Annotated in this window: 23 protein-coding genes and 1 tRNA gene; 17 read left to right on the forward strand and 7 right to left on the reverse strand. The window is 73.0% G+C overall.

What is annotated here, in order from left to right:
• Window positions 1-17: 17 nt before the first annotated feature.
• The 6 genes from ACQVFL_RS14805 (at window position 18) to ACQVFL_RS14830 (ending at window position 6,422) form a co-directional block, all read left to right on the forward strand.
• Window positions 18-1,442 (forward strand): MFS transporter, encoded by a 1,425-nt coding sequence (locus ACQVFL_RS14805; protein WP_431729640.1) that lies wholly within the window; start codon window positions 18-20, stop codon window positions 1,440-1,442.
• Window positions 1,439-2,524: an S-(hydroxymethyl)mycothiol dehydrogenase gene (locus tag ACQVFL_RS14810; RefSeq protein ID WP_396699520.1), complete on the forward strand. Its 1,086-nt coding sequence runs from the start codon at window positions 1,439-1,441 to the stop codon at window positions 2,522-2,524. Before ACQVFL_RS14805 ends, ACQVFL_RS14810 begins: the two co-directional genes overlap by 4 nt.
• Window positions 2,524-3,153, forward strand: a complete 630-nt coding sequence (locus tag ACQVFL_RS14815) for an MBL fold metallo-hydrolase (RefSeq protein WP_431729641.1) — start codon at window positions 2,524-2,526, stop codon at window positions 3,151-3,153. The genes ACQVFL_RS14810 and ACQVFL_RS14815 overlap by 1 nt, the downstream gene beginning before the upstream one ends.
• An 85-nt stretch (window positions 3,154-3,238) precedes the next feature.
• Entirely contained in the window at window positions 3,239-4,348 is a 1,110-nt protein-coding gene (locus ACQVFL_RS14820) for a DUF3626 domain-containing protein (protein ID WP_431729642.1), read from the forward strand.
• Window positions 4,349-4,553: 205 nt separating this feature from the next.
• The gene (locus ACQVFL_RS14825) at window positions 4,554-5,252 is read left to right on the forward strand and encodes a hypothetical protein (RefSeq protein WP_396699514.1); all 699 of its coding nucleotides are present in this window, start codon (window positions 4,554-4,556) and stop codon (window positions 5,250-5,252) included.
• Window positions 5,253-5,837: 585 nt separating this feature from the next.
• A complete protein-coding gene (locus tag ACQVFL_RS14830) occupies window positions 5,838-6,422 on the forward strand; it encodes a hypothetical protein (RefSeq protein WP_396698974.1) in 585 nt (194 codons plus the stop codon).
• Window positions 6,423-6,601: 179 nt separating this feature from the next.
• Here the strand turns inward: ACQVFL_RS14830 and ACQVFL_RS14835 are convergent, their stop codons facing one another.
• Both ACQVFL_RS14835 and ACQVFL_RS14840 read right to left on the reverse strand, forming a co-directional pair.
• Window positions 6,602-8,035 carry an MFS transporter gene (locus ACQVFL_RS14835; protein WP_431729643.1) on the reverse strand — a complete coding sequence of 478 codons (1,434 nt, stop codon included), beginning with the start codon at window positions 8,033-8,035 and terminating at the stop codon, window positions 6,602-6,604.
• 57 nt (window positions 8,036-8,092) lie between these two features.
• Window positions 8,093-8,329 carry a hypothetical protein gene (locus ACQVFL_RS14840; RefSeq protein ID WP_350694415.1) on the reverse strand — a complete coding sequence of 79 codons (237 nt, stop codon included), beginning with the start codon at window positions 8,327-8,329 and terminating at the stop codon, window positions 8,093-8,095.
• 138 nt (window positions 8,330-8,467) lie between these two features.
• On the opposite strand from ACQVFL_RS14840, the gene ACQVFL_RS14845 reads away from it, so the two are divergent.
• Window positions 8,468-9,628: a geranylgeranyl reductase family protein gene (locus ACQVFL_RS14845; protein ID WP_431729644.1), complete on the forward strand. Its 1,161-nt coding sequence runs from the start codon at window positions 8,468-8,470 to the stop codon at window positions 9,626-9,628.
• 146 nt (window positions 9,629-9,774) lie between these two features.
• Window positions 9,775-10,677 carry an SDR family oxidoreductase gene (locus ACQVFL_RS14850; protein WP_431729645.1) on the forward strand — a complete coding sequence of 301 codons (903 nt, stop codon included), beginning with the start codon at window positions 9,775-9,777 and terminating at the stop codon, window positions 10,675-10,677.
• Between the two features lie 131 nt (window positions 10,678-10,808).
• On the opposite strand, the gene ACQVFL_RS14855 is transcribed toward ACQVFL_RS14850, so the two are convergent.
• Together ACQVFL_RS14855 and ACQVFL_RS14860 are read right to left on the reverse strand one after the other, a co-directional pair.
• A complete protein-coding gene (locus ACQVFL_RS14855) occupies window positions 10,809-11,468 on the reverse strand; it encodes a nucleotidyl transferase AbiEii/AbiGii toxin family protein (RefSeq protein WP_396698966.1) in 660 nt (219 codons plus the stop codon).
• Window positions 11,465-11,806: a hypothetical protein gene (locus ACQVFL_RS14860; protein ID WP_431729646.1), complete on the reverse strand. Its 342-nt coding sequence runs from the start codon at window positions 11,804-11,806 to the stop codon at window positions 11,465-11,467. The genes ACQVFL_RS14855 and ACQVFL_RS14860 overlap by 4 nt, the downstream gene beginning before the upstream one ends.
• 584 nt (window positions 11,807-12,390) lie before the next feature.
• Here ACQVFL_RS14860 and ACQVFL_RS14865 point away from each other — a divergent pair.
• From ACQVFL_RS14865 to ACQVFL_RS14905, 9 genes are all read left to right on the forward strand, one after another.
• Window positions 12,391-12,975, forward strand: coding sequence for a hypothetical protein (locus ACQVFL_RS14865; protein WP_396698974.1), 585 nt, complete (start codon window positions 12,391-12,393; stop codon window positions 12,973-12,975).
• Window positions 12,976-13,432: 457 nt separating this feature from the next.
• Window positions 13,433-16,723 carry a formate dehydrogenase gene (gene fdh, locus ACQVFL_RS14870; protein ID WP_431729647.1) on the forward strand — a complete coding sequence of 1,097 codons (3,291 nt, stop codon included), beginning with the start codon at window positions 13,433-13,435 and terminating at the stop codon, window positions 16,721-16,723.
• Entirely contained in the window at window positions 16,723-17,793 is a 1,071-nt protein-coding gene (locus ACQVFL_RS14875; RefSeq protein WP_431729648.1) for a 4Fe-4S dicluster domain-containing protein, read from the forward strand. Before fdh ends, ACQVFL_RS14875 begins: the two co-directional genes overlap by 1 nt.
• Window positions 17,790-18,884, forward strand: a complete 1,095-nt coding sequence (nrfD, locus tag ACQVFL_RS14880) for an NrfD/PsrC family molybdoenzyme membrane anchor subunit (protein ID WP_431729649.1) — start codon at window positions 17,790-17,792, stop codon at window positions 18,882-18,884. The genes ACQVFL_RS14875 and nrfD overlap by 4 nt, the downstream gene beginning before the upstream one ends.
• A gap of 53 nt (window positions 18,885-18,937) precedes the next feature.
• Window positions 18,938-19,033 (forward strand) — tRNA-Sec (locus ACQVFL_RS14885).
• Between the two features lie 20 nt (window positions 19,034-19,053).
• A complete protein-coding gene (gene selA / locus ACQVFL_RS14890) occupies window positions 19,054-20,352 on the forward strand; it encodes an L-seryl-tRNA(Sec) selenium transferase (protein WP_431729650.1) in 1,299 nt (432 codons plus the stop codon).
• Between the two features lie 2 nt (window positions 20,353-20,354).
• On the forward strand, window positions 20,355-22,157 hold the full coding sequence (selB, locus tag ACQVFL_RS14895; RefSeq protein WP_396695840.1) for a selenocysteine-specific translation elongation factor: 1,803 nt from the start codon (window positions 20,355-20,357) through the stop codon (window positions 22,155-22,157).
• Between the two features lie 4 nt (window positions 22,158-22,161).
• Complete coding sequence (locus ACQVFL_RS14900; RefSeq protein WP_013733930.1) at window positions 22,162-22,359, forward strand: hypothetical protein; 198 nt, start codon at window positions 22,162-22,164, stop codon at window positions 22,357-22,359.
• Between the two features lie 68 nt (window positions 22,360-22,427).
• Window positions 22,428-22,604: a hypothetical protein gene (locus ACQVFL_RS14905; RefSeq protein ID WP_396695868.1), complete on the forward strand. Its 177-nt coding sequence runs from the start codon at window positions 22,428-22,430 to the stop codon at window positions 22,602-22,604.
• A 9-nt stretch (window positions 22,605-22,613) separates the two neighbouring features.
• Here the strand turns inward: ACQVFL_RS14905 and ACQVFL_RS14910 are convergent, their stop codons facing one another.
• The 3 genes from ACQVFL_RS14910 to ACQVFL_RS14920 are packed head-to-tail and all read right to left on the reverse strand — an operon-like array spanning window position 22,614 to window position 23,995.
• A complete protein-coding gene (locus tag ACQVFL_RS14910) occupies window positions 22,614-23,261 on the reverse strand; it encodes a hypothetical protein (RefSeq protein ID WP_431729651.1) in 648 nt (215 codons plus the stop codon).
• A gap of 51 nt (window positions 23,262-23,312) precedes the next feature.
• Complete coding sequence (locus ACQVFL_RS14915) at window positions 23,313-23,783, reverse strand: hypothetical protein (RefSeq protein WP_396695385.1); 471 nt, start codon at window positions 23,781-23,783, stop codon at window positions 23,313-23,315.
• On the reverse strand, window positions 23,780-23,995 hold the full coding sequence (locus ACQVFL_RS14920) for a phosphatidylethanolamine-binding protein (protein ID WP_396695386.1): 216 nt from the start codon (window positions 23,993-23,995) through the stop codon (window positions 23,780-23,782). The genes ACQVFL_RS14915 and ACQVFL_RS14920 overlap by 4 nt, the downstream gene beginning before the upstream one ends.
• Between the last annotated feature and the right edge of the window lie 26 nt (window positions 23,996-24,021).

Consider the following 24,021-nt stretch of genomic DNA (forward strand, 5'->3'; position numbering starts at 1 on the left):
CACCCCGGTACCCTCTCGTGAGCGCCCCCCGCACCGGGGCGGCCCCGCTCCCGGCGCCGCCCGGCCGGGCCCTGCTCGTCTGGGGCGTGGCGCTCAGCGCGTACGTCGCGGCGATCTTCCACCGCACCTCCCTCGGCGTGACCGGCGTGGAGGCGGCGCAACGCTTCGACATCAGCGCCGCCACCCTGGCCACCCTCACCGTCGCCCAACTCGCTGTGTACGCGGTGATGCAGGTGCCGGTCGGGATGCTCCTCGACCGGTACGGCTCGCGTCGGCTCCTGATCACCGGCGGCCTCCTGATGGTCGCCGGTCAACTCGCCTTCGCCCTGGTCACCGACGTACGCCTCGCCGTGGCCGCCCGCGTCCTGATCGGTCTCGGCGACGCGATGAGCTTCATCAGCGTGCTGCGCCTGGTCGCGTTCTGGTTCCCCGGCCGCCGCAACCCGCTGCTGATCCAGTTGACCGGCACCCTCGGCCAACTCGGTGCGGTGCTGGCCGCCGTACCCCTGGTCGCCCTGCTGCAACACACCGGCTGGACCACCGCCTTCCTGACCGCGGCCGGCGGCGGCGCGGCGGTGCTGCTGGTGGTGGTCGCCGCCGTGCGGGACACCCCGCACCGGCCCGCCTCGTCCAGCCCCGCCCCGGTCGGCGGGCGGCTCGCCGCCGCCTGGGCACACCCCGGCACCCGGCTCGGGCTCTGGACCCACTTCGTCACCCAGTTCTCCGGCACCGTCTTCGCGCTGCTCTGGGGCTTCCCGTTCCTGGTGCAGGGCCAGGGCCTCAGCCCCACCGCCGCAGCCTCCCTGCTCACCGTCCTGACGTTGGGGATGCTGCTGACCGCGCCGCTGGTCGCGCACCTGTGCGCCCGCCACCCGGAGCGCCGCTCGGTGCTGGTCTTCGCCGTCGTCGGCGTCACCGCCACCGTCTGGACGGTGCTGCTCGCCTGGCCGGGCCCGGCACCCGGCTGGCTGCTCGTCACGCTGATGCTGGTGCTGGCCCTCAGCGGCCCCGGCTCGATGGTCGGCCTCGACTACGCCCGCACCTTCAACCCGGTCAGCCGCCTCGGCAGCGCCGCCGGGATCGTCAACGTCGGCGGCTTCGTCGCCTCGATCACCCTGGTGCTCACCATCGGCGTGGTGCTGGACCTGGTCACCCCGGCGGGCCAGGCCGCCCCCGACCTGACCGCGTACCGCTGGGCCTTCTCGGTGCAGTACGTCCTCTGGGCGATCGGTGTCGTGCAGGTGCTGCGCTGGCGCAACGCCGCCCGCCGTGACCAGGGCGGGCACCGACCGTCGACAACCCGCGCCGAAGCTGTGCCGACCCGCCCGCCCACGGGTAGGTTCGCCAGCGGGAGTGACCGCGCGCGCCGCCGCCCCACCGGCGACGCCGCGGCGCAACGGCGGCGGCGCTTCGCGTCGGTGCGGACGAGGAGGAGAGCGTGAGCCAGCAGGTCAGGGGAGTCATCTCGCGGCGCAAGGGCGCGCCCGTCGAGGTCACCGACATCGTCGTACCCGACCCCGGGCCCGGCGAGGCGGTGGTACGCGTGCAGTCCTGCGGGGTCTGCCACACCGACCTGCACTACCGCGAGGGCGGCATCAACGACGACTACCCGTTCCTGCTCGGCCACGAGGCGGCGGGCGTCGTGGAACAGGTCGGTGCGGGCGTCGACACGGTCGCGCCCGGCGATTTCGTGATCCTCAACTGGCGGGCCGTCTGCGGAGTGTGCCGGGCCTGCCGGCGGGGCCGCCCCTGGTACTGCTTCGCCACCCACAACGCCGCGCAGAAGATGACCCTGGTCGACGGCACCGAACTCGCCCCGGCCCTGGGCATCGGCGCGTTCGCCGAGAAGACGCTGGTGCACGCCGGCCAGTGCACCAAGGTGGACCCGGCGGCCCGCCCGGCCGCTGTCGGGCTGCTCGGCTGCGGCGTGATGGCCGGTCTCGGCGCAGCCATGAACACCGGCGGCGTGACCCGGGGCGACTCGGTGGCCGTGATCGGCTGCGGTGGCGTCGGGGACGCGGCGGTCGCCGGTGCCGCCCTGGCCGGCGCGACGACGATCGTCGCGGTGGACACCGACTCCCGCAAGCTCGACTGGGCCCGCCGCTTCGGCGCCACCCACACCGTCAACGCCTCCGAGTCCGACCCGGTGGCCGAGATCCAGGCCGCCACCGGCGGTTTCGGTGCCGACGTGGTGATCGACGCCGTCGGCCGTCCGGAGACCTGGAGGCAGGCCTTCTACGCCCGCGACCTGGCCGGCACCGTCGTGCTGGTCGGCGTACCCACCCCCGACATGCGGATCGAGCTGCCCCTGCTGGACGTCTTCGGTCGGGGCGGGGCGCTGAAGTCGAGCTGGTACGGCGACTGCCTGCCCAGCCGCGACTTCCCGATGCTGACCGAGCTCTATCTCCAGGGCCGCCTCGACCTGGACGCCTTCGTCACCGAGGAGATCCCGCTCGACGGCGTCGAGGAGGCGTTCGCCCGGATGCACCGCGGCGACGTCCTCCGCTCGGTGGTGGTCCTCTGATGGCCGCCCGCATCGACCACACCGTCACCTCCGGCACCTTCTCGCTGGACGGACAGACCTTCGACGTCGACAACAACGTCTGGGTCATCGGTGACGACACCGAATGCGTCGTCGTCGACGCCCCGCACGATGTGGACGCCATCCTCGCCGTGGTCGCCGGACGCCGGGTCACCGCGATCGTCGCCACCCACGCCCACGACGACCACGTCCGCGTCGCCCCGGAACTGTCCCGCGTCACCGGCGCGCCGGTGCTGCTGCACCCCGCCGACCGGGTGCTCTGGGACATGGTGCACCCCGACGAGGCACCCGGCGGTCCGCTCGCCGACGGCGAGGCGATCACGGTGGCCGGTACCACGCTGACCGTGCTGCACACCCCCGGACACAGCCCCGGCGCCTGCTGCCTGTACGCCGCCGACCTCGACGTGGTGTTCACCGGTGACACCCTGTTCGCGGGCGGACCGGGTGCCACCGGCCGCTCGTACAGCGACTTCGGCACCATCGTCGACTCGATCCGGGACCGGTTGCTCACGCTGCCGCCGCAGACCGTGGTGCACACCGGCCACGGCGACAGCACCACCATCGGCGCGGAGGCCCCGCACCTGCCCGAGTGGCTGGCCCGGGGCCACTGACCCGACGGGCCGCAGGGGCGTCCTCGCCGCCCCTGCGGCCGGATACGGGTTGGCGTCGGCCCGTCGGCCTCGCCACACTCGGCGGATGTCGTCCGTCCCGCAAGCCGCGCTGACCGTCGCCCAGCGCGCGGCGCTGCGCCACGTCCGGCAGGTGGCCTTGGGTGAGCGTCCCGCCGCGTTGGCCCGGATCGGTCGGGCGCTGGCCGGCACGGGCGTCCGGCCCGACCCGGAACGACTGGTGGCCGCGTTCGCCCGGGCCGGGCGGGTGACGCTCAACTTCCATCCTGACCGGCTGCTCGCCGACGGGCGGACGGTTGCCGAGGCGCTCGCCGCCGAGGGTGTCTACCGCAGCCAGTTCGAGACGGGCATCTCCAACGGCGGGCTCAGCGCGTACCCGGGCGGCGACCGGGACCGCTGGGAACGGCGACTGTTCGGCGGCGCGTACCAGCGACCGGGGGTGCGCCCGGCGGACCGCCCGAAGTACGGCGGCCTGAACCTGCTCGACCACCCGGACGGCGCGTGCCCGCGCTTCGGCTCCTGTCACCTGCGGCTACGCCCCGACGTGCTGTCCCGCACCACGTTCTGTCTCGGCGACAGCCACCTCGGCCCACGGCACGTCGGCACCGTCGACGTGGTCGAGCCGGTGCTGGCGGCGCTGCTCACGGCGACCGCCGACACCGGCGTCACGCCGGTGCGGCCGGGCACGGACGTGCTCACCCTGGTCGAGGGGGTGCTGCGCCGGCGCGAGGACGCCGACACCGCGTCCCGCACCGCCGGTCGCGCGCTCGACGACTACGTGGAGGCGCAGGTGCACGGGCCCGTCACGCTGTCCCGGGACGTGTGCGAACTGGTGGTCGACCCCTCGTTCCGGGGCACCGCGACCGGCGTCACCCTCGCGTCCGCCGCCGACCGGTACGGGTTCCCGCTGCGCTGGCACGCGGGGTTCGCGCTGCCGGTGGACCGGGTCGACGCGGGGTTCCGCGGTCCGGCGATCCCGCCGCTGGCCGCCCGGGTGCACGCCGAGTTCGCCGGGCCGGGGGAGCCGGTGACTGCCGCGCTGATCGGTCGGGCCGCCGCCTCGGTGGTCACCGACCCCGACCGCTGGGCCGATCGCGGGTCCTCGGCCGACACGCTGCAACACCTCAAGCAGCTCTGGCACGTCCTGGTCCGCTTCGGCCACCCGTACGACCTCTGAGTCTTCCGGTCAGGTCTGGCACCGGAGGTCCGGTCCACACGTGTGACCTGAGCCACGGCGTGGGGCAGGTCGGGCATGACCGGAATGACCGACACGTCGGGCGGGTTGTGTTCCCCATAGCGCCGGCATCCACACCCCGACCGGCGGTCGTTTCCCCCGAGAGCGGCTCACCCGAGCGGCTCGTACGATCGAAAGGGCAACCATCGTGAAGGTGGACTTCACTCGATGGCTCCCGGCCATCGCGACGAAACCGAACCGCAAGATCACCCTGAGCGTGGTGGGCGTGACCGCCCTCGCCGGGCTGGCCCTCGGCCCCACCGCCGTGGCCGCGCCGATCACCACCGGCCCGCACCAGGGCGCCGTGGCCGCCATCGACAAGGCCACCGGCCGCAACTCCAGCGGCGTCACCGTCGAGTCCGGCCTGACCACCGGCGGCACCACCGACAAGCCCCGGGCCGGCAAGCCGAGCCGCGACGACCTCATCCCGCACGGGGTGCAGGGCGCCCAGTCGCGGGTCCCGCTGGACAACGCGCAGCGCCAGAACGCCAAGACCATCATCGAGGTCGCCAAGGAGACCGGCGTGGGTGAGCGGGGCGCGGTCATCGGCATCGCCACCGCACTCCAGGAGTCGAAGCTCTACAACCTCGGCCACCTGGGCGCGTACAACGACCACGACTCGCAGGGCCTGTTCCAGCAGCGCCCGTCCACCGGCTGGGGCAGCGTGGACCAGATCACCGACCCCGAGTACTCCTCGACGGTGTTCTTCGAGGCCCTCAAGAACGTCGGCGGCTGGCAGGACCTGCCGCTGACCACGGCCGCGCAGACGGTGCAGGTCTCGGCGTACCCGTTCCACTACGCGCAGTGGGAGGAGCAGTCGGCGGACATCGTCACCCAGCTCTGGTGACCCCCCTCCGACACGCCGACGGCCGGCCCCACCAGGGGCCGGCCGCCCCCACCCCTGCCCACCCCCGGGACCACCCCGTTGATCAAGAAGTTTGAGTCGGGATGTCTGCCGTGAACGCACCCAAACTCCTTGATCAACCAGGAGATCGGCGGGGGAGGCTGGCAGGTCGAGCCGCTACCGGGAGGCTGAGGGTAGGTGTGTCTGGATATAGGGCGGATGTCCGATTCTCGGGTTGGGGTGGGCGGGGGCGGGGCGGAATCGGGGTGGGGTCGGTGGCGTTGTAACCGGGTGGCTGACCGAGGAGTACCTCGCCCCGTGGTGGGTGGCCGGCTGATGTCGGAATGACTCGGCTCGGTCGGTGGTTGTACCTGGTCCCGGCGCCGTAAGGGCCCTCGCGGATACCTCCTTCGGGGAATGGTCCGGCCGGGCAGGTGGTTGTGCATTGACCCGACGTCGCAGGGTCCGCTGATCCCCTCGGATCTGGTGCGTTGGATCTCCCCTCTTCTTCAGCGCCTGACGGCGTTTGCGTCGCCTGTCCTTCCCCCCTTCCGGGCTGGTGGCGTCTACCCCCGAATGGAGCTTGTGATGAACTCGAAGCTGCTGCGTAAGAGTGTTCTCGGTGTCGCTGGTCTCGCCTTCGCCGGTGGTGTGTTCGCCGGTCCGGTCGGTCAGGCCGACGCCACCCCCGTCACCACCTCCCTGGTGGCGGTGCAGGCCGACAAGCCCGACACCGGCAAACTGATCCCGCACGGTGTGCAGGGCGCCCAGTCCCGCATCGACCTGTCCGACGAGCAGGTCGCCAACGCCAAGGCCATTATTGCGGCGACGAAGAAGGCCGGTATGGACGAGCGTGCCGCCGTGATCGCGATCGGTACGGCGTTTCAGGAGTCGAAGTTGGAGAACCTGGGTCATCTGGGTGACCGCAACGACCACGATTCGCAGGGCCTGTTCCAGCAGCGTCCGTCGTCTGGGTGGGGCACGGTGGAGCAGATCACCGACCCCGAGTACTCGACCCTCGCGTTTTTGAAGGGTTTGAAGCAGGTCGACGGGTGGCAGGACATGCCGTTGACGGTGGCGGCGCAGACGGTGCAGGTGTCGGCGTTCCCGGATCACTACGCGCAGTGGGAGCAGCAGGCCGCTGACCTGGTCGCCGCACACTGGAACAGCTGACCCACACCAGGCACAGGCTTTCCTCGACAAGGGGGAGCAAGAACGCCGCCGGCCGGCACCCGCAACCTGGGGTGCCGGCCGGCGGCGTCTCCCGTGCCTGCGAGATGCGGCACCGCGCGGGGGCGGGAGGCAAGGAGGGGACCCTTCCTCTACACCAGGCGTTAGCACGGGACCCCTCCTTACACCGAACCCCGACGGCGGTGGTGGCGGGCGATGTCGACGAGGGCGACCAGCAGGGCCAGGGCGATGATGCCGGCCGACACCAGCAGGGACCGTTCGAAGGCCTTCGACCAGGCGTCGCCCCCGCCGGACAGCGCCGAGAAGAAGACGGCGCCGACGGCCGCGATCCCGGCCGCCGACCCGATGCGCTGACCGGTCTGCAGCATGCCCGCGCCGCTACCCGCCTGCGGTACCGGCACCTGGGACAGGGTCAGCGTCTGGTTCGGAGCGATCACCAGGCCGCTGCCCAGCCCGGCCAGCAGCAGCGGCGCCGCGGTCACCCACGGTACGGGCGCGTGCGGCGCCAGCTCGATGGCGAGCGCGACGAGTCCGAGCCCGACCACCACGGCGAGCAGCCCGACGGCGACCAGGGGTCGGCCGTAGCGGTTGACGATCCGCCCGCCGACGGCCGAGGCGACGGCCGATCCGAGCGCGAACGGTGTGATCGCCAGCCCGGCGACCAGCGCGCTGTAGCCGCGACCGTTCTGCAGGTACAGCGTGAAGATGAAGAAGATCGCGGTGAACCCGCCGAAGTAGACCAGGGCGATCAGCGAACCCAGCGCGTACGACTGCCGGGTGAACAGGCGTACGTCGAACAGGGGTGGACCCTGGCGTGCGTACCGCCGCTCCCAGAGCACGAAGCCGACCAGGGCGACCAGGCCGGCGGGGAGCAGCAGCCACTTCGCCGGGCCGTGCCACTGTTCCCGCTGCACCAGCGGCAGCAGCACCAGGGTCACGCCGACGCCGAGCAGCACCACGCCGATCGGGTCGGGCCGACGGTGCACCACCTCGCCGATCGGGTGGCGGGGCAGCAGCCGCCAGCCGAGGACGACCGCGACGATGCCGACCGGCACGTTGACGAAGAAGACCCACCGCCACCCGTGTTCGGGCCCACCGGCGGCGATCAGCAGCCCACCGAGCAGTGGTCCGACCGCGGTGGAGATGCCGATGGTGGCACCGAGCAACCCGAAGGGCCGAGCTCGCTCCGGGCCCTGGAACAGTTGCTGGATGAGGCCGGTCACCTGCGGGTTCACCAGCCCGGCGGCAGCGCCCTGGAGTAGTCGGGCGGCGACCAGCCAGCCGGGTGACTGGGCGAGTCCGGCGAGGGCGCTGGTCACGGTGAACAGGGCGATGCCGAACACGAAGGCGTTGCGTCGGCCGTGCACGTCGCCGAACCGGCCGGCCGGCACCAGCACCAGACCGAAGGTCAACGCATACCCGGAGAGCACCCACTGCAGGTCGCTCGGCCCGGCGTTCAGGGCCCGGTCCAGCGACGGGATGGCCACGTTGACGATGCTGATGTCGAGCAGCGTCATGAACGCCGCGACCAGTCCGACGCCCAGGGCCTGCCAGCGTCGCCGGTCGTCGTACGTGTCGGGGCCGGTGGAGCTCATCGTCTCCCTGTCGCGATCGGCGTCGTCCGCTGCGGCCCCGGTGCGGGCTCCACGACGTCAGGTGAGCTGCTGGGCGCAGAAGCGCGGACCGAAGTCGAGCCCGGCCATCGGCGAGTCCTCCCGGTGGAGCAGGTTCTTCTCGGTGAGCAGGTGCAGCGGGGTCTGCAACTCCTCCTCGGTCAGGCCGCACTCCTGGGCGATCAGGTCGGGGTAGGGGACCTGTCCGCGTACCTCCAGGGCCGCCACCGCGTCGTACACCCGAGCCTCGACGTCCGACAGCTGGACCTGCTGCATGGTTTCCTCCTTGGGCTCCACCGCCGGTCACCGGCGGTCCGCGTCGCGCGCTTACCCCGTGCGGGGCCGAAGATGCACCCCGCGCGGCCGGTGGCGCGCCGCCCCCCGGCGTGGCGGGGGCTGACCTAGGCTGCTGCGGTGACCGTCTGGGAACTCGTGGTGATCGGCGGCGGTCCCGCCGGCCTCTCCGCCGCCTACGCCGCCGCCCGGCGAGGGGTACGCACCCTGGTCCTCGAACGGGCCGCGCACCCCCGCTACAAGACGTGCGGCGGTGGCCTGACGGGTGTCTCGCTCGCCGCCGTGACCGGCCGGATCGAGGTTCCCGCCCGCGACGTGGTCGACCGGGTCACCTTCACCCTGGACGGGCGACGCGCACTCACCCGCCGGCACCGGGACGGCCCACTGGTCAGCATGGTGCGTCGGGAGGAGTTCGACGACCGGTTGCGGGCCGCCGCGGTGTCCGCCGGTGCGGAGGTCCGCGAGCGGGTCACGGTCCGCGCGCTCGACCAGACCCCCGAGGTCGTACGTCTGCGGTTGGCCGACGGTGACACGGTGCTGGCCCGGACCGTGGTCGGTGCCGACGGCTCCTCCGGGATCAGCGGCCGGTACGTCGGGGTGCGGCACCGGCAGGTGGATCTCGGGCTGGAACTGGAGTTGCCGGTGCCGTCGGCGCAGCAGGAGCGGTGGCGGCACCGGGTGCTGCTCGACTGGGGTCCGCTGCCCGGGTCGTACGGTTGGGTGTTCCCGAAGGGGGACCGGTTGACGGTGGGCGTGATCGCCGGACGGGGTGAGGGGGAGCGGACCCGGGACTACCTGCGCCGGTTCGTCGACCGGTTGGGCCTGGCCGGGATCAGTCCGGCGCACGACTCGGGGCACCTGACCCGCTGCCGGGCGGAGGACTCGCCGGTGCGGCGGGGGCGGGTGCTGGTCGCCGGGGACGCTGCCGGCCTGCTGGAACCCTGGACCCGGGAGGGGATCAGCTACGCCCTGCGCTCCGGCGAGTCGGCCGGTGACGCGGTGGCCGACGGCGATCTGGCCGGCTACGAACGGGCGGTGGCGCAGCGGCTGGTGCCGTCCATGCGGGCCGGGTACCGCCTGCTCGACGCGTTCGCCCGGCGGCCGGAGATCCTGCACGCGGCGATCGCGACGCCACCTGGCTGGCGGGCGTTCACCCGGTTCTGCCGAGGCCGGGCCGGTTTCGACGAGTTGGTCGCCCACCGGCCGGTACGCCTGGCGCTGGCGGTGGCCGCCCGGTTGCCCGGCCTGACTCCTGTCTACCAGGATCCTAGGATGCCTTAGCGGTGGCGGCGTGCCCCACACGCCCGCCGACGCCTCACCCGTCATCGCCAGAAACGGCAGTCGCGCGAGTGCTCGGCTGTTTCCGGTCTCCGCCGCCGGGTAGGGCGATCGGTGAGGGCATCCGTCAGCGCACCGAGGAGACACCCGTGAGCGAGAACCAGTACACCCCGCAGGACCCGACCGAGCAGTACGGCCAGCAGTCGGGTCAGCCGAGCCAGCAGCAGTCGCCGCCGGGGCGGACCGACGACATGGCGCCCGAGCCGGACCACGGTGAGAGGACCTACCGGGGCACCGGCAAGCTCGACGGCAAGAAGGCGTTGATCACCGGCGGTGACTCCGGCATCGGTCGGGCGGTGGCGATCGCCTACGCGCGGGAGGGCGCGGACGTGCTGATCTCGTATCTCGGTGCGGAGGAGGACGCCGACGCGCAGGAGACCGTACGGCTGATCGAGGCCGCCGGCCGCAAGGGGATCGCGGTCCGTGGCGACATCGCCGACGAGCGCACCTGCGAGACGCTGATCGAGCGGGCGGTGAGCGACCTCGGCGGTATCGACATCCTGGTCAACAACGCGGCGTACCAGATGGCCCAGGAGAAGGGCATCGCGGGCATCAGCACCGAGCAGTTCGACCGGGTCTTCAAGACCAACCTGTACGCGATGTTCTGGCTGTGCAAGGCGGCCCTGCCGCACATGGGCGACGGCGCGACGATCATCAACACCTCGTCGATCCAGGCGTTCGACCCGTCGCCGCAGCTACTCGACTACGCCACCACCAAGGCGGCGATCGCGAACTTCACCAAGGCCCTCGCCGCCGACGTGGTGGACCGGGGCATCCGGGTGAACGCGGTCGCGCCGGGCCCGATCTGGACCCCGTTGATCCCGGCGACCATGCCCAAGGCGAAGGTGGAACAGTTCGGCCAGAACACGCCGGTCGGCCGGCCCGGTCAGCCCGCCGAGTTGGCGCCCGCGTACGTCTTCTTCGCCTCGCAGGAGTCGAGCTTCATCACCGGCGAGATCCTCGGCGTCACGGGCGGCCGCTTCACCAAGTGATCGGCGTGCGCGTGATCGCCCGCAAGGAGGGGTCCCCTGCCCACGCCTCGTGCATAGCAGGGGACCCCTCCTAACGCACAAGCCGCCGGCACGGACGCCTGCCGCACCGCTGGGCGTCTGCCGTCGGGCGGTCAGCGGGGCCAGGCAGCCAGGTGCCGGCGGATCCGGTCGATGTCGGCCCCCCCGAGGCCGTACCGGGCGAACCGCCCGTCCGGGATCCGGTCGAGGTAACGCCCGGCCTCGCGTACGTCCTCGTCGTCGAGCGCCGGATCGAGTTGCCGAGCCAACGCCAGCAGCTCGCCGACGGACCGGTGCTCCAACGCGGAGGCGACGTCGATGTAGTCGCGCACCTCCCGCCGGTTGACCAGGGCGGCGGTCTTGTTGGCGATCAGGTCGCGGACGTCCATCACGGGCCCGAACTCCATCACCACCGGGCTGCGGTGTCGGTCCAGCCGGGCCAGACTGAGCCGGATCTGCCGACCGTCTCGGGCGACCACGAAGTCCCGCATGTCCCGGTCGAAGCCCTCGAACAGGCCGCCGAGGTCACTGTCCGCGTCCGCGTCGGCGACCTCGAAGCCGGCCGCCTCCAGCGCCTCCCGTACCCCGGCGGCGGCCGCCGCCGCCGCGCCCTCGACGTCCGCGAACAGGTCGACGTCTTCGGTGGGTCGGGTGACCAGGCCGTACGCGGCCCACGCCACCCCGCCGCCGAGCACGAAACGGTGCGGCCCGGCGACGTCCAGCGCCACCCGCGCCACCTCGCGATAGAACTCGTGCGGGTGCGGCCCGGTCACGCCGATCGGAGACTCCGGTGCCGGGTCTCCCACGCCAGCCGTACGCCCCGGGGCAGGTTCAACTGTCGCCACACCCGCCGCAGGATCCGGCCGTCGACGAGACTGCGCAGGTCGTCGACGTTGGTGGTCTCCCGCAGGACGTTCTCGTACATCCAGAGCAGTTGGTCGTGGTCGGCCAGGTCGAAGGCGCGGTCGGCGCACCACATCAGGCGTACCGGTAGCTCGACCACGCCCCGGGTGGGTCCGCGCAGTTCGGTCAACGTCCCGGTCACCAGCGTGGGACGGCCGGGTCGGGCCACAAAGGCCACGCCGGCCGTGGTGGGGGAGACCGCCTGCATGCTGTCAGGGTAACCCCAGCCGGTCCCGTACCGGACCCACGAGCTTTACCCACCTGCCCTTAACGCCTGCTCACCTGGCCTGTGCAACGCCTCGAAAGACAGGAGTGCGGGCGCGCCGAGGCGGGACGGAGGCCGTGGATGGGTGTGCCTATCTCGGCCCGGCCGCGTCGAATGTCCGAATCTCGGGTACGCCTGGGCGGAATCGGGGTGGGGTCGGTGGCGTTGTAACCGGGTGGCTGACCGAGCAGGACTCCACCCCGGCGGATGTCGGAATGATCTGGCTCGGTAGGTCGTTGTATCTGGTCCCGGCGCCGTGAGGGCTCGCGGATATCCCCGGGAATGATGCGGCCGGGTCGGTGGTGGTGATCCCGACGCGGCAAGGGCCTCCCGGATCCCCCCTTCCCTGGGAATGGCTTGGCCCGGCAGGTGGTTGTGCATCGACCCGATGCCGTGAGCCTGGTCTGGTGAATCCCCTCGGATCTGGTGCGTCGGATTTCCCTCTTCTTCAGCGCCTGACGGCGTTTGCGTCGCCTGTCCTTCCCCCCTTCCGGGCTGGTGGCGTCTACCCCCGAATGGAGCTTGTGATGAACTCGAAGCTGCTGCGTAAGAGTGTTCTCGGTGTCGCTGGTCTCGCCTTCGCCGGTGGTGTGTTCGCCGGTCCGGTCGGTCAGGCCGACGCCACCCCCGTCACCACCTCCCTGGTGGCGGTGCAGGCCGACAAGCCCGACACCGGCAAACTGATCCCGCACGGTGTGCAGGGCGCCCAGTCCCGCATCGACCTGTCCGACGAGCAGGTCGCCAACGCCAAGGCCATTATTGCGGCGACGAAGAAGGCTGGCATGGACGAGCGTGCCGCCGTGATCGCGATCGGTACGGCGTTTCAGGAGTCGAAGTTGGAGAACCTGGGTCATCTGGGTGACCGCAACGACCACGATTCGCAGGGCCTGTTCCAGCAGCGTCCGTCGTCTGGGTGGGGCACGGTGGAGCAGATCACCGACCCCGAGTACTCGACCCTCGCGTTTTTGAAGGGTTTGAAGCAGGTCGACGGGTGGCAGGACATGCCGTTGACGGTGGCGGCGCAGACGGTGCAGGTGTCGGCGTTCCCGGATCACTACGCGCAGTGGGAGCAGCAGGCCGCTGACCTGGTCGCCGCACACTGGAACAGCTGACCCACACCAGGCACAGGCTTTCCTCGACAAGGGGGAGCAAGAACGCCGCCGGCCGGCACCCGCAACCTGGGGTGCCGGCCGGCGGCGTCTGCCGTGGCGGAGAGGTGAGGAAGGGACCCTTCCTATACACCAGGCGTTAGCACGGGACCCCTCCTTACAACAAGGTTGGAACGGCGGGGGAGTGGGAACAACGCAGGGCGTGGGTCGGTTGTACCGAGCGTCGGTGTGATCCAGTGTCCCCGGGCCTCACCTAAATTGCCGTCGCGGAATACCGTTCGGCTGGAGCCGCGTCGCGCCACTCGCCGAGAGGCGACCTGCACACCGACACCCACCGCCGCCCCCGGCCCGATACGGGTCGGGGGCGGCGTCCGTTCCGGGGCGGTTTCTGCCGCACCGGCTCGCCGCCCTGCCGGTGCTGCCCTAAGGTCAGGGCAGGGCGGCGAGCGAGGAGGCGGACGTGGGACTGCGGGACAGGTTGCTGGGCTGGCCGGTCTACCGGCAGCTCACCGGCACCGACCCGCTGGGCCGGGGTGCCGCCGCACAGTCCGCGCGCAGCGCCGGGCTCACCGCCCGCACCGAGGACGCCGACGAGGTGGCCAGGTCGGTCTGCCCGTACTGCGCGGTGGGCTGTGGTCAGCGGGTCTTCGTCCGCGACGGCCGGGTGACGCAGATCGAGGGCGACCCGGACAGCCCGATCTCCCGGGGGCGGCTGTGCCCCAAGGGTGCGGCCAGCAAGAGTCTGGTGACGAGTCCGCTGCGGCAGACGACGGTGCGGTACCGCCGGCCCTACGGGACCGAGTGGGAGGACCTGGACCTCGACACCGCACTGGACATGATCGCCGATCGGGTGTTGGCGGCGCGGGCGCAGACCTGGGAGGACGTCGACGCGCAGGGGCGTCCGCTGAACCGCACGCTGGGCTTCGCCAGCCTGGGTGGCGCGACGCTGGACAACGAGGAGAACTACCTCATCAAGAAGTTGTTCACGGCGGCGGGTGCGTTGCAGATCGAGAACCAGGCCCGGATTTGACACTCCGCCACGGTTCCCGGTCTGGGAGCCAGTTTCGGTCGCGGTGGTGCGACGGTCTTCCAACAGGACGTGGCGAACGCTGACGTCATCGTCATCCAGGGCTCGAACATGGCCGAGGCCCATCCGGTGGGTTTCCAGTGGGTGATGGAGGCCAAGAAGCGCGGGGCGAAGGTCTTCCACGTCGATCCGCGGTTCACCCGGACCAGTGCGGTGGCCGACGCGTACCTGCCGATCCGGGCCGGGACCGACATCGTGTTGCTGGGTGCGGTGGTGAACCACATCCTCGTCAACGAGTTGGACTTCCGCGAGTATGTGTTGGCGTACACGAACGCGGCGACGATCGTCAGTGACGACTTCGTCGACGCCGAGGACGCCGAGGGGCTGTTCTCCGGGTGGGACCCGGAGTCCGGCAGCTACGTGCAGGACAGTTGGCAGTACGCGGGCCACGAGCGGGACTCGGGCAGCGGTGGCACCGCCGACGAGCGGGACACCGCTGCGGGGCTGCGGCACGAGTCGCACGGTGCGCCGGTGTCGGGTCGGACGGACCGGGACGAGACGCTGCGACATCCGCGCTGCGTCTACCAGATCCTGAAGCGGCACTTCGCCCGCTACACGCCGGAGATGGTGGAGCGGGTGTGTGGCCTGCCCCGGGAGCGGTTCCTGGAGTTGGCCCGGGCCTGGACGCAGAACTCGGGTCGGGAGCGGACCGGGTGTCTGATCTATTCGGTGGGGTGGACCCAGCACACCGTGGGCGTGCAGTACATCCGCACCGGGGCGATCATCCAGTTGCTGCTGGGCAACGTGGGTCGTCCGGGTGGTGGGGTGTTGGCGCTGCGCGGGCACGCCAGCATCCAGGGGTCCACGGACATCCCGACGTTGTTCAACCTGCTGCCGGGTTATCTGCCGATGCCGCACCACGCCAAGCACGTGACGTTCGACGATTGGGTGGACGGCATCCGGCATCCAAGGCAGAAGGGCTTCTGGGGCAACGCCCGCGCGTACGCGGCGAGTCTGCTCAAGGCGTACTGGGGTGACGCGGCGACGCCGGAGAACGACTTCTGTTACGGCCACCTGCCCCGGATGACCGGGGACCACGGCACGTACCAGCAGGTGCTGGACATGATCGCGGGCAAGATCAAGGGGTACTTCCTGCTCGGGCAGAACCCGGCGGTGGGGTCGGCGCACGGGCGGGCGCAGCGGCTCGGTATGGCGAACCTGGACTGGCTGGTGGTCCGCGACCTGTTCATGATCGAGAGTGCGACCTTCTGGCAGCGCGGTCCCGAGGTCGCCACCGGGGAGATCGTGCCGCAGGAGTGCCGTACCGAGGTGTTCTTCCTGCCCGCCGCCGCGCACGTGGAGAAGGAGGGCACGTTCACCCAGACCCAGCGGCTGGTGCAGTGGCGGGAGAAGGCGGTCGAGCCGCCCGGCGACGCCCGCTCCGAGCTGTGGTTCTTCTATCACCTGGGGCGTCGGCTGCGGGAGAAGCTGGCCGGTTCGTCGCTGCCGCGCGACCGGGCGCTGCTGGACCTGGCCTGGGACTACCCCACGCACGGCCCGCGCGAGGAGCCGGACGCCGAGGCGGTGCTGCGGGAGATCAACGGGTACGACACCACGACCGGCCGCCCGCTGTCCGCGTTCACCGAGGCCCGCGACGACGGTACGACCGCGGTGGGCTGCTGGATCTACACCGGTGTGTACGCCGACGGGGTGAACCAGGCGGCCCGGCGGCGGCCCGGCCACGAGCAGGACTGGGTGGCCGCCGAGTGGGGGTGGGCGTGGCCGGCGAACCGGCGGCTGCTCTACAACCGCGCGTCGGCGGATCCGCAGGGGCGGCCGTGGAGCGAGCGGAAGCGCTACGTGTGGTGGGACGCCGAGGCGGGCCGGTGGACCGGGCGTGACGTGCCGGACTTCGAGGTGACGAAGCCACCGTCGTACCGGCCGCCGGAGGGTGCCTCCGGTCCGGCGGCGCTGGCCGGGGACGACCCGTTCGTGATGCAGTCCGACGGGAAGGGCTGGTTGTACGCGCCGAGCGGGGTGCTGGACGGGCCGTTGCCCACCCACTACGAGCCGGCCGAGTCTCCGGTGCGCAATCCGCTCTACGGGCAGCAGGCCAACCCGACCCGCAAGATGTACGCGGATCCGGTCAACCCGACGAACCCGAGTCCGCCCGCGCCGCACAGTCAGGTCTTCCCGTACGTGTTCACGGTCAGCCGACTGACCGAGCACCACACGGCGGGCGGGATGAGCCGCACCGTACGCCCGTTGGCGGAGTTGCAGCCGGAGATGTTCGTGGAGGTGTCGCCGGAGTTGGCCCGCCTGGTGGGGCTGACCCATCTGGGCTGGGCGCACCTGGTCACCTCCCGTGCGGTGATCGAGGCGAAGGTGTTGGTCACCGACCGGATCGTGCCGTTGCGGGTGGACGGGCGGGTGATCCACCAGCTCTGGCTGCCGTACCACTTCGGGTACGAGGGGCTGGTCACCGGGGACTCGGCCAACGACCTGTTCGGCATCACCCTGGACCCGAACGTGCTGATCCAGGAGAGCAAGATCGGCACGTGTGACGTGCGGCCGGGGCGGCGTCCCGTCGGAGCGGCCCTGCGCGCGTTGGTCCGGGACTACGGTGACCGGGCCGGCATCGTGCCGGGCCGCACGCCGCCGGCGGTCACGCCCGGCGTGCCGACCCCGCCCGACGGGGCCGGCGACGAGGAGGGGAAGCACTGATGGTCGACTCGCAGCACCGGTCGGGCCCGTCCGCGTCGCCGAGCCCGGCGTACCAGCCGGCGTCGGCGTCCGGGTGGGTCGACGCGCCGCCACGGATGGGCTTCTTCACCGACACCAGCGTCTGCATCGGCTGCAAGGCGTGCGAGGTGGCCTGCAAGGAGTGGAACGGGGTGCCCGCCTCCGGCCTGGACCTGCTCGGCATGTCGTACGACAACACCGGCGCGTTGACCGCGAACTCCTGGCGGCACGTGGCCTTCGTGGAGCAGCCCCGTCCCTCCGGTCACCGCGACGCGCCCTTCGCCGGCACACCCACCGGCGACCCGGTCAGCGCCGCCTCGGCGGCGACCGCCGCCACCGGCAGCCCGGCGGGCACGAGCAACCCGACCGGTACCGATCCGGGCCTGCCGTCGGGTGACCCGGGGGCCGCGGCCCGGATGACCGAGTTCCTGGGCATGCCGGCCGCCGGGCCGCCGGGGCGTACCGGCAGCGCGCAGGGCCGGTCCGACTTCCGCTGGCTGATGATGTCCGACGTGTGCAAGCACTGCACCCACGCGGCCTGCCTGGACGTCTGCCCGACCGGCTCGCTGTTCCGTACCGAGTTCGGCACGGTAGTGGTGCAGGAGGATATCTGCAACGGCTGCGGCTACTGCGTGTCGGCCTGCCCGTACGGCGTCATCGACCGTCGGGTCGACGACGGGCGGGCGTGGAAGTGCACGTTGTGCTACGACCGCATCGGCGCCGGTCTGACGCCGGCCTGCGCGCAGGCGTGCCCGACCGAGTCCATCCAGTACGGCCCGCTCGACGAGTTGCGGGAACGCGCCGCCGAGCGGGTCGCCACCCTGCACGAGCGGGGTGCGCCGGAGGCGCGGCTCTACGGCCACGACCCGGCCGACGGGGTCGGCGGCGACGGCGCGTTCTTCCTGCTGCTCGACGAACCGGAGGTGTACGGTCTCCCACCGGATCCGCAGGTCACCACCCGGGACCTGCCGAGGATGTGGCAGCGGGCCGGGGTCGCCGCGCTGGCCATGGCGGCGGTGGCGGTCGGCGCGTTCCTCGGTGGTCGGCGGTGAATCCCCGCGACCCGGAGGTGGGTGACAAGTTCCGTCGCTTCCGCGACCAGGCGGCTCGTGGCAGGACCGGCGACCAGGCGGCCGATGGCGGCACCGGCGGGCGGCGGGGCGGTGGGCGCGGGAGGCGCGGTGGCGAGGAGTCGGCGGTGCCCCCGGCCGAGTTCCGCTCCTACTACGGGCGGCCGATCCTGAAACCGCCGGTGTGGACCTGGGAGATCGCCGCCTACCTGTTCACCGGTGGGTTGGCTGCCGGATCGTCGCTGCTGGCGGCGGGCGGGCAGGTGACCGGTCGGCCGGCGCTGCGCCGCGTCGGTCGGGTCGCCGCGCTGGCCGCGGTGACCGCCAGCGCGGGCCTGCTGGTCAAGGACCTGGGTCGGCCGGAGCGCTTCCATCACATGCTGCGGGTGGCGAAACCGACGTCGCCGATGTCGGTGGGTACGTGGATCCTGAGCGCGTACGGCCCGGTCGCCGGGCTGGCCGCGATCGCCGAGGCGGCACCGCTGCTGCCCGAGCGCGGTCCGCTGGGGCTGGTCGGTCGGGTGTTGCCGCCGGTGGGGCACGCCGCCGGGCTGGCCGCCGCGGCCACCGCACCGGCCCTGGGCACGTACACGGCGGTGCTGTTGGCGGACACGGCCGTGCCGTCGTGGCACGAGGCGTACCCGCATCTGCCGTTCGTCTTCGCCGGCAGCGCCCTGGCCAGCGGTGCCGGGGTGGGGCTGCTCGCCGTGCCGCCCGCGCAGGCCGGTCCGGCGCGGCGGATGGCGGTGGCGGGCGCCGGTCTGGAGCTGTTCGGCGCGCATCGGATGGAGACCGGGTCGGGGTTGCTCGGTGAGCCGTACCGCACCGGTCGCGCTGGCCGGTTGCTGCGGGCCGGGCGGGCGTTGACCGTGGCCGGGGTGGCCGGTGCGCTGCTGGGTGCCCGCAGCCGGGCACTGTCGGCGCTCTCCGGCACGGCGTTGCTGGCCGCGTCGGTGGCGACCCGCTTCGGGGTGTTCCACGCCGGGGTGGCCTCGGCCCGGGATCCGAAGTACACGGTGCTGCCGCAGCGGGAACGTCTGGCGCGGCGCGCCGGGGAGCCGACCGGGCGGTGACCGGTGCCGACTCGGCCCCACGACCGGCGGGCTGCTGTGATCCAATGCTCGGTGGAGGCGTTCAGGCGGCTGGTGCCCCTCCCGGTCTTCAAAACCGGTGTGGTCCGGGATCCGGGCCAGGCGGGTTCGATTCCCGTCCGTCTCCGCCACACGGTGAGGAGATGACGCGATGGGCGGCGTCGACCCGCGGCGTCGGGTGCCGCGTACCGACGCGGTGCTGGCCGATCCCCGGCTGGTCGCGGCTGCCGCCGCCGTCGGCCGGGACCGGGTGAAGGCCGCCGTCCGGCAGGCGCAGGACCGGGCCCGGCGCGGCGAGATCACCCCCGAGGCGGTGCCCGTCGAGGCGCTGGCCGCGCTGCCGTCGGCGGCCCCGCGTGCCGTGCTCAACGCCACCGGCGTGCTGTTGCACACCAACCTCGGGCGGGCCGCCCTCTCCGACGCGGCGGTGGCCGCCGTGGTCGCCGCCGCCGGTCACACCGACGTCGAGCTGGACCTGGGCACCGGCCGCCGGGCCCGGCGGGGCCGCGACGCCGTCGACGCGCTCGCCGCCGCCGTGCCGGCGGCCGAGGCGGTGCACGTGGTCAACAACGGCGCCGCCGCCCTGGTGCTGGCCGCCACCGTGCTGGCCGCCGACGCCGAGATCGTGGTCAGCCGGGGCGAGCTGGTCGAGATCGGGGACGGGTTCCGCCTGCCGGACCTGCTGACCAGCACCGGGGCCCGGCTGCGGGAGGTCGGCACCACCAACCGCACCACCCCGGCGGACTACGCGGCGGCGATCGGTCCCCGCACCGGTTTCGTGCTCAAGGTGCACCCGTCGAACTTCCGGGTCACCGGCTTCACGTCGGCGGTGCCGGTCCGGCGGCTGGCCGCGCTCGGCGTACCGGTGGTGGTGGACATCGGGTCGGGTCTGCTCGCGCCCGATCCGCTGCTGCCCGACGAGCCGGACGCCACGACGACCCTGCGGGCCGGGGCGGATCTGGTCACCGCCAGCGGCGACAAGTTGCTGGGTGGCCCGCAGGCCGGGCTGCTGCTGGGCTCGGCCGCGCTGGTGGAGCGGCTGCGGCGGTCTCCACTGGCCCGCGCGCTGCGGGTGGACAAGCTGACCCTGGCCGCGCTCGCCGCCACCCTGGGCGATCGGGACACCCCCACCCGGACGGCGCTGCACGCCGACCCGGCGGTGCTGCGGACCCGGACCGAGCTGCTGCGCGACGGCCTGGCCGCCGAGGGGTGCAAGGCCGACGTGGTGCCGTCGGTGGCGGTGGTGGGCGGTGGCGGTGCTCCCGGCGTGGAGCTGGACTCGTGGGCGTTGAGCCTGCCGGAGCGCTACGCCGGCCCACTGCGTGCCGGTGACCCGCCGGTGCTCGGTCGGGTGGCGCGGGGGCGGTTGCTGCTGGACCTGCGGTGCGTGCCGGAGCACGCCGACGCGGCCGTCCGCGTCGCCGTGCTCGCCGTACCGGACGGCGACTGACCATGCTGGTGGTGGCCACCGCCGGGCACGTCGACCACGGCAAGTCGACGCTGGTGCGGACGCTGACCGGGATGGAACCGGACCGGTGGGCCGAGGAACGCCGCCGGGGCATGACCATCGACCTGGGGTTCGCCTGGACCACGTTGCCGTCCGGGGCCGTCGTCGCCTTCGTGGACGTACCCGGGCACGAACGGTTCGTGCCGAACATGCTGGCCGGGGTGGGTCCGGTGCCCGCCGTGGCGGTCGTCGTCGCCGCCGACGAGGGCTGGATGCCGCAGTCCGCCGAGCACCTGGCCGCGCTGGACGCGCTCGGTGTCCGCCACGGCCTGCTCGTGGTGACCCGCGCGGACCTGGCCGATCCGGGACCGGCGCTGGCGCGGGCCCGGGCGGAGCTGGCCCCGACCACGTTGGGTGCGGTCGAGGCGGTGGTGGTCAGCGGGCTCACCGGCGTCGGTCTGCCGGAGCTGCGTGCCGCCCTGGACCGGCTGGCCGCCCGGGTGCCCGCCGCCGATCCGCAGGCGCCGGTGCGGCTCTGGGTCGACCGCAGCTTCACGGTGCGCGGCAGCGGCACGGTGGTCACCGGCACCCTCGGCGCGGGCCGTTTGCGGGTCGGTGACGAGCTGGAACTGGCCGACAGCGGCGAGACGGTGCGGGTGCGTGGCCTGCACCGCCTGGGCGAGGCCCGCGACACCGTCGACCCGGTCGCCCGGGTGGCGGTCAACCTGCGCGGGGTGCCCCGGGACCGGATCGGACGCGGCGACGCGTTGCTGACCCCGGGCCGGTTCCGGTCGACCGACCTGGTCGACGTGCGGCTGACCGGCGACGCGGTGGCCGCGCTGCCGGCCGCGCTGACCCTGCACGTGGGCGCGGCGGCGGTGCCGGTGCGGCTGCGTCCGCTGGGCGGCGACACGGTCCGGCTGCGGCTGGGACGTCCGGTGCCGCTGCTCGTCGGCGACCGCGCGGTGCTGCGTGACCCGGGACGGCACCACGTCGCCGGTGCGGTGACCGTGCTGGACGTGCTGCCGCCGCCGTTGCGTCGCCGGGGCGCGGCAGCCGCGCGGGCGACCGTGCTGGCGACCCTGGACGGTCGGCCGGATCTCGCCGGTGAACTGCGGCGACGCGGCCTGGTGCGGGTCGGGGACCTGGTCCGCGCGGGGGTGCCGGTGCCCGTCGCGCCGGTGGCGGGCGACTGGCTGGCCGATCCCGATCACTGGGCGCGGCTGGCGGTGCGGCTCGCCGACGCGGTGGCCCGCTACGCCCGGGAGCATCCGCTGGAGCCGGGCGCCCCGGTGGAGGTGCTGCGCCGCCGCCTCGACCTGCCCGACCGGGTGCTGGTCGAGGCGCTGGTGCGGGCGCCGCTGCGGCTGGCCGCCGGCCGGGTCGGCGCGGCCGGGGCGGATCCGCTGCCGGAGCCGGTGGCCCGCGCGGTGGCGCTGGTCCGCGACGATCTCGCGGCGTACCCGTTCCGGGCTCCGGACGCCGACCGGTTGGCCGCCGTCGGGCTCGGGGTCCGGGAGATCGGCGCGGCGGTACGGGCCGGTGCGCTGCTGCGCCTGACCGGCAACGTGCTGCTGTTGCCCGGTGCGCCGCAGCAGGCGGCCCGGGTGCTCGCCGGGTTGCCGCAGCCGTTCACGCTCAGCGCCGCCCGGCAGGCGCTGGACACCACCCGCCGGGTGGCGGTGCCACTGTTAGAGCTGCTGGACCGGCAGGGGCGGACCCGCCGCATGCCGGACGACGCCCGGATGGTGGTCGACGCGGATTCGGCCGATCCACCGGCAGGTGGGCGTTCCGGACGCCTACCGTGACGCCATGGACCCCTCCGCGGTCTGGCGGGACCGGCAGCACCGCTGGCGGATCGAGGCGTACCGGGCGCCGGACCTGCGGTTCGCGATCTTCGCCACCAACGGCACCACCGAGTCGGCGCCGCTGTGGCTGTTCGGGATGTCGGCGCTGGCCCGTTGGCTGATGAGTCACAAGATCTCGCTGGACGACCTGGAGACCGACTGATCGCCCAGTCGGGGGACAGGCCAGGTGAAAGCCGACAAACCGATGTGGCCGCACCTAACGTGCGACGGATGAGGGACCGAGGTATCCGCAAGGTCGTCGCGGTGCTGGCGGGCCTGGCGGTGCTCTACTTCGGCACCACCGGCCGGTCGGAGACCGAGGGCAGCGGGATCTCCGGGGGACTGGTGGTGCTGGCCCTGCTCGCCGCCCTGCTCGTGTGGCACCTGACCAAACCCGGCGACGCTTAGTGACGCCGGTCAGCGGGCCGCCACGCTCCGGTTGAGCTGCCCGGCCGACTCCTCGCCGAGCGCCACCCGCACCAGCGCCGAGGCCAACCGACCGAAGTCGTCGTCGTCGACCAGCCCGGCCAGCCGGTCCGGGGCGGCCGGCAGCCCGAGCCGCTTGGCCCCGGCGACCGCCCGCCGGTCGGCGTACGGACGCAGCTCCGGCCAGACGCTCTGCACCTCGCGCAGGAAGATGTCCGCCCCGGTGGGGCCGATGCCGGGGAACTCGGTGAGCAGCCGACGCAGCGCGATGCGGTCGCCGCCCGCCTCCCGGTGCAGCCGACGCAGGTCGCCGTGCCACCGGTCCAGGCACAGCCGGGCGCCGGTGCCGAGCATCGTCGCGGTCCGCTCGTCGTAGCGGCGGTAGTGGCCGCGTCCGAGCGCGTCGACGCGCTGCTGCCAGCGGGCCGCCTCCATCGCCTGCGGGGTGCGGTAGCCGGCGGCGAACAGTTCCCGGGCCGCCGCCACCGCCACCCCGGCCCGGATCCGGGTGCTCAGCAGCGTGACGAGCACCAGCAACTGGTACAGCGGCGCGGGCCGGTCGGCGAGGGTGATCCCCGCCTCCTCGGCGTACGTGCGCCGGGTCAGCAGGGCCCGTGCCATCTCGCGGTGATCGCCCATCTCGCCGGAGTACCCGCTGTGGCCCGGCCTAGCCCTGCTCGGGGCACCGCGCTACCGGTGCCCCCACGGCCGCAGCCGGTTCCAGGTGGCTGCGGCCGTCACCCCGTACGCGAGGTGCGGGACGAGATCGGCGAGCCAGTCGACGCGCCGCCAGGTCCGCGGATCGGTGACACCGAGCAGCGTCAACGACCCGTCGGAGAGCGTCATCGCCCCACCGCCGAGCAGCGCGGTCGCCCGCAGCAGCGGCTGGCGTCGACCCCGGGTCAGCGCGGCGAAACCGACGGCGGCGGCCACCCCGAGGCCGTACCCCATCAGCGCGCCGAGCCCGGAGCGCCGGTTGGCGGCCTGCGGCGGCGCACCCAGGTGCAGGTGGGCCGCGTCGGCCACCCGACCGGCGCTCTCCTCCGGGGTCTGGCTGGCCGCGCGGGCCCGCACCACGATGTCCAGGTACGTCACCGTGTTCAGCGCCAGGGTGCCCACCGCACCGGCGATGAGCCCGTCGGCCAGGTGTGCGCCCCTCACTTCTTCGGGTCGCCCGGTTCGCGGTTGCCCTTCGGGCCGTAGGTGCGCTCGCCCCGGACCACGCCGCGTTGTCCCCGATCCTCCTGGAGGATCCGGTTGGCGGTCTCGTCGGCCTTCTGGTCCGAGGTGCGCCGACCCGAGTCGTCGACGGCGTTGCGGATGCGGGCACGCTGCTTGTCGTAGGCGTTGCTACCCGGACGCGGTCCTGGCATCGCTGTCTCCTCCGAGTCGTCGCGGT

The organism is Verrucosispora sp. TAA-831 (assembly GCF_050780145.1).
In the GTDB taxonomy this organism is placed as follows: domain Bacteria; phylum Actinomycetota; class Actinomycetes; order Mycobacteriales; family Micromonosporaceae; genus Micromonospora.

What these genes read in the sequence shown, in the direction of transcription:
- ACQVFL_RS14815 (WP_431729641.1), top strand. Translation starts at nt 2,524, where the DNA reads ATGGCCGCCCGCATCGACCACACCGTCACCTCCGGCACCTTCTCGCTG.
- ACQVFL_RS14820 (WP_431729642.1), top strand. Translation starts at nt 3,239, where the DNA reads ATGTCGTCCGTCCCGCAAGCCGCGCTGACCGTCGCCCAGCGCGCGGCG.
- ACQVFL_RS14830 (WP_396698974.1), top strand. Translation starts at nt 5,838, where the DNA reads ATGAACTCGAAGCTGCTGCGTAAGAGTGTTCTCGGTGTCGCTGGTCTC.
- ACQVFL_RS14835 (WP_431729643.1), bottom strand. Translation starts at nt 8,035, where the DNA reads ATGAGCTCCACCGGCCCCGACACGTACGACGACCGGCGACGCTGGCAG.
- ACQVFL_RS14840 (WP_350694415.1), bottom strand. Translation starts at nt 8,329, where the DNA reads ATGCAGCAGGTCCAGCTGTCGGACGTCGAGGCTCGGGTGTACGACGCG.
- ACQVFL_RS14860 (WP_431729646.1), bottom strand. Translation starts at nt 11,806, where the DNA reads ATGCAGGCGGTCTCCCCCACCACGGCCGGCGTGGCCTTTGTGGCCCGA.
- ACQVFL_RS14865 (WP_396698974.1), top strand. Translation starts at nt 12,391, where the DNA reads ATGAACTCGAAGCTGCTGCGTAAGAGTGTTCTCGGTGTCGCTGGTCTC.
- ACQVFL_RS14875 (WP_431729648.1), top strand. Translation starts at nt 16,723, where the DNA reads ATGGTCGACTCGCAGCACCGGTCGGGCCCGTCCGCGTCGCCGAGCCCG.
- selA (WP_431729650.1), top strand. Translation starts at nt 19,054, where the DNA reads ATGGGCGGCGTCGACCCGCGGCGTCGGGTGCCGCGTACCGACGCGGTG.
- selB (WP_396695840.1), top strand. Translation starts at nt 20,355, where the DNA reads ATGCTGGTGGTGGCCACCGCCGGGCACGTCGACCACGGCAAGTCGACG.
- ACQVFL_RS14900 (WP_013733930.1), top strand. Translation starts at nt 22,162, where the DNA reads ATGGACCCCTCCGCGGTCTGGCGGGACCGGCAGCACCGCTGGCGGATC.
- ACQVFL_RS14905 (WP_396695868.1), top strand. Translation starts at nt 22,428, where the DNA reads ATGAGGGACCGAGGTATCCGCAAGGTCGTCGCGGTGCTGGCGGGCCTG.
- ACQVFL_RS14910 (WP_431729651.1), bottom strand. Translation starts at nt 23,261, where the DNA reads ATGGGCGATCACCGCGAGATGGCACGGGCCCTGCTGACCCGGCGCACG.
- ACQVFL_RS14920 (WP_396695386.1), bottom strand. Translation starts at nt 23,995, where the DNA reads ATGCCAGGACCGCGTCCGGGTAGCAACGCCTACGACAAGCAGCGTGCC.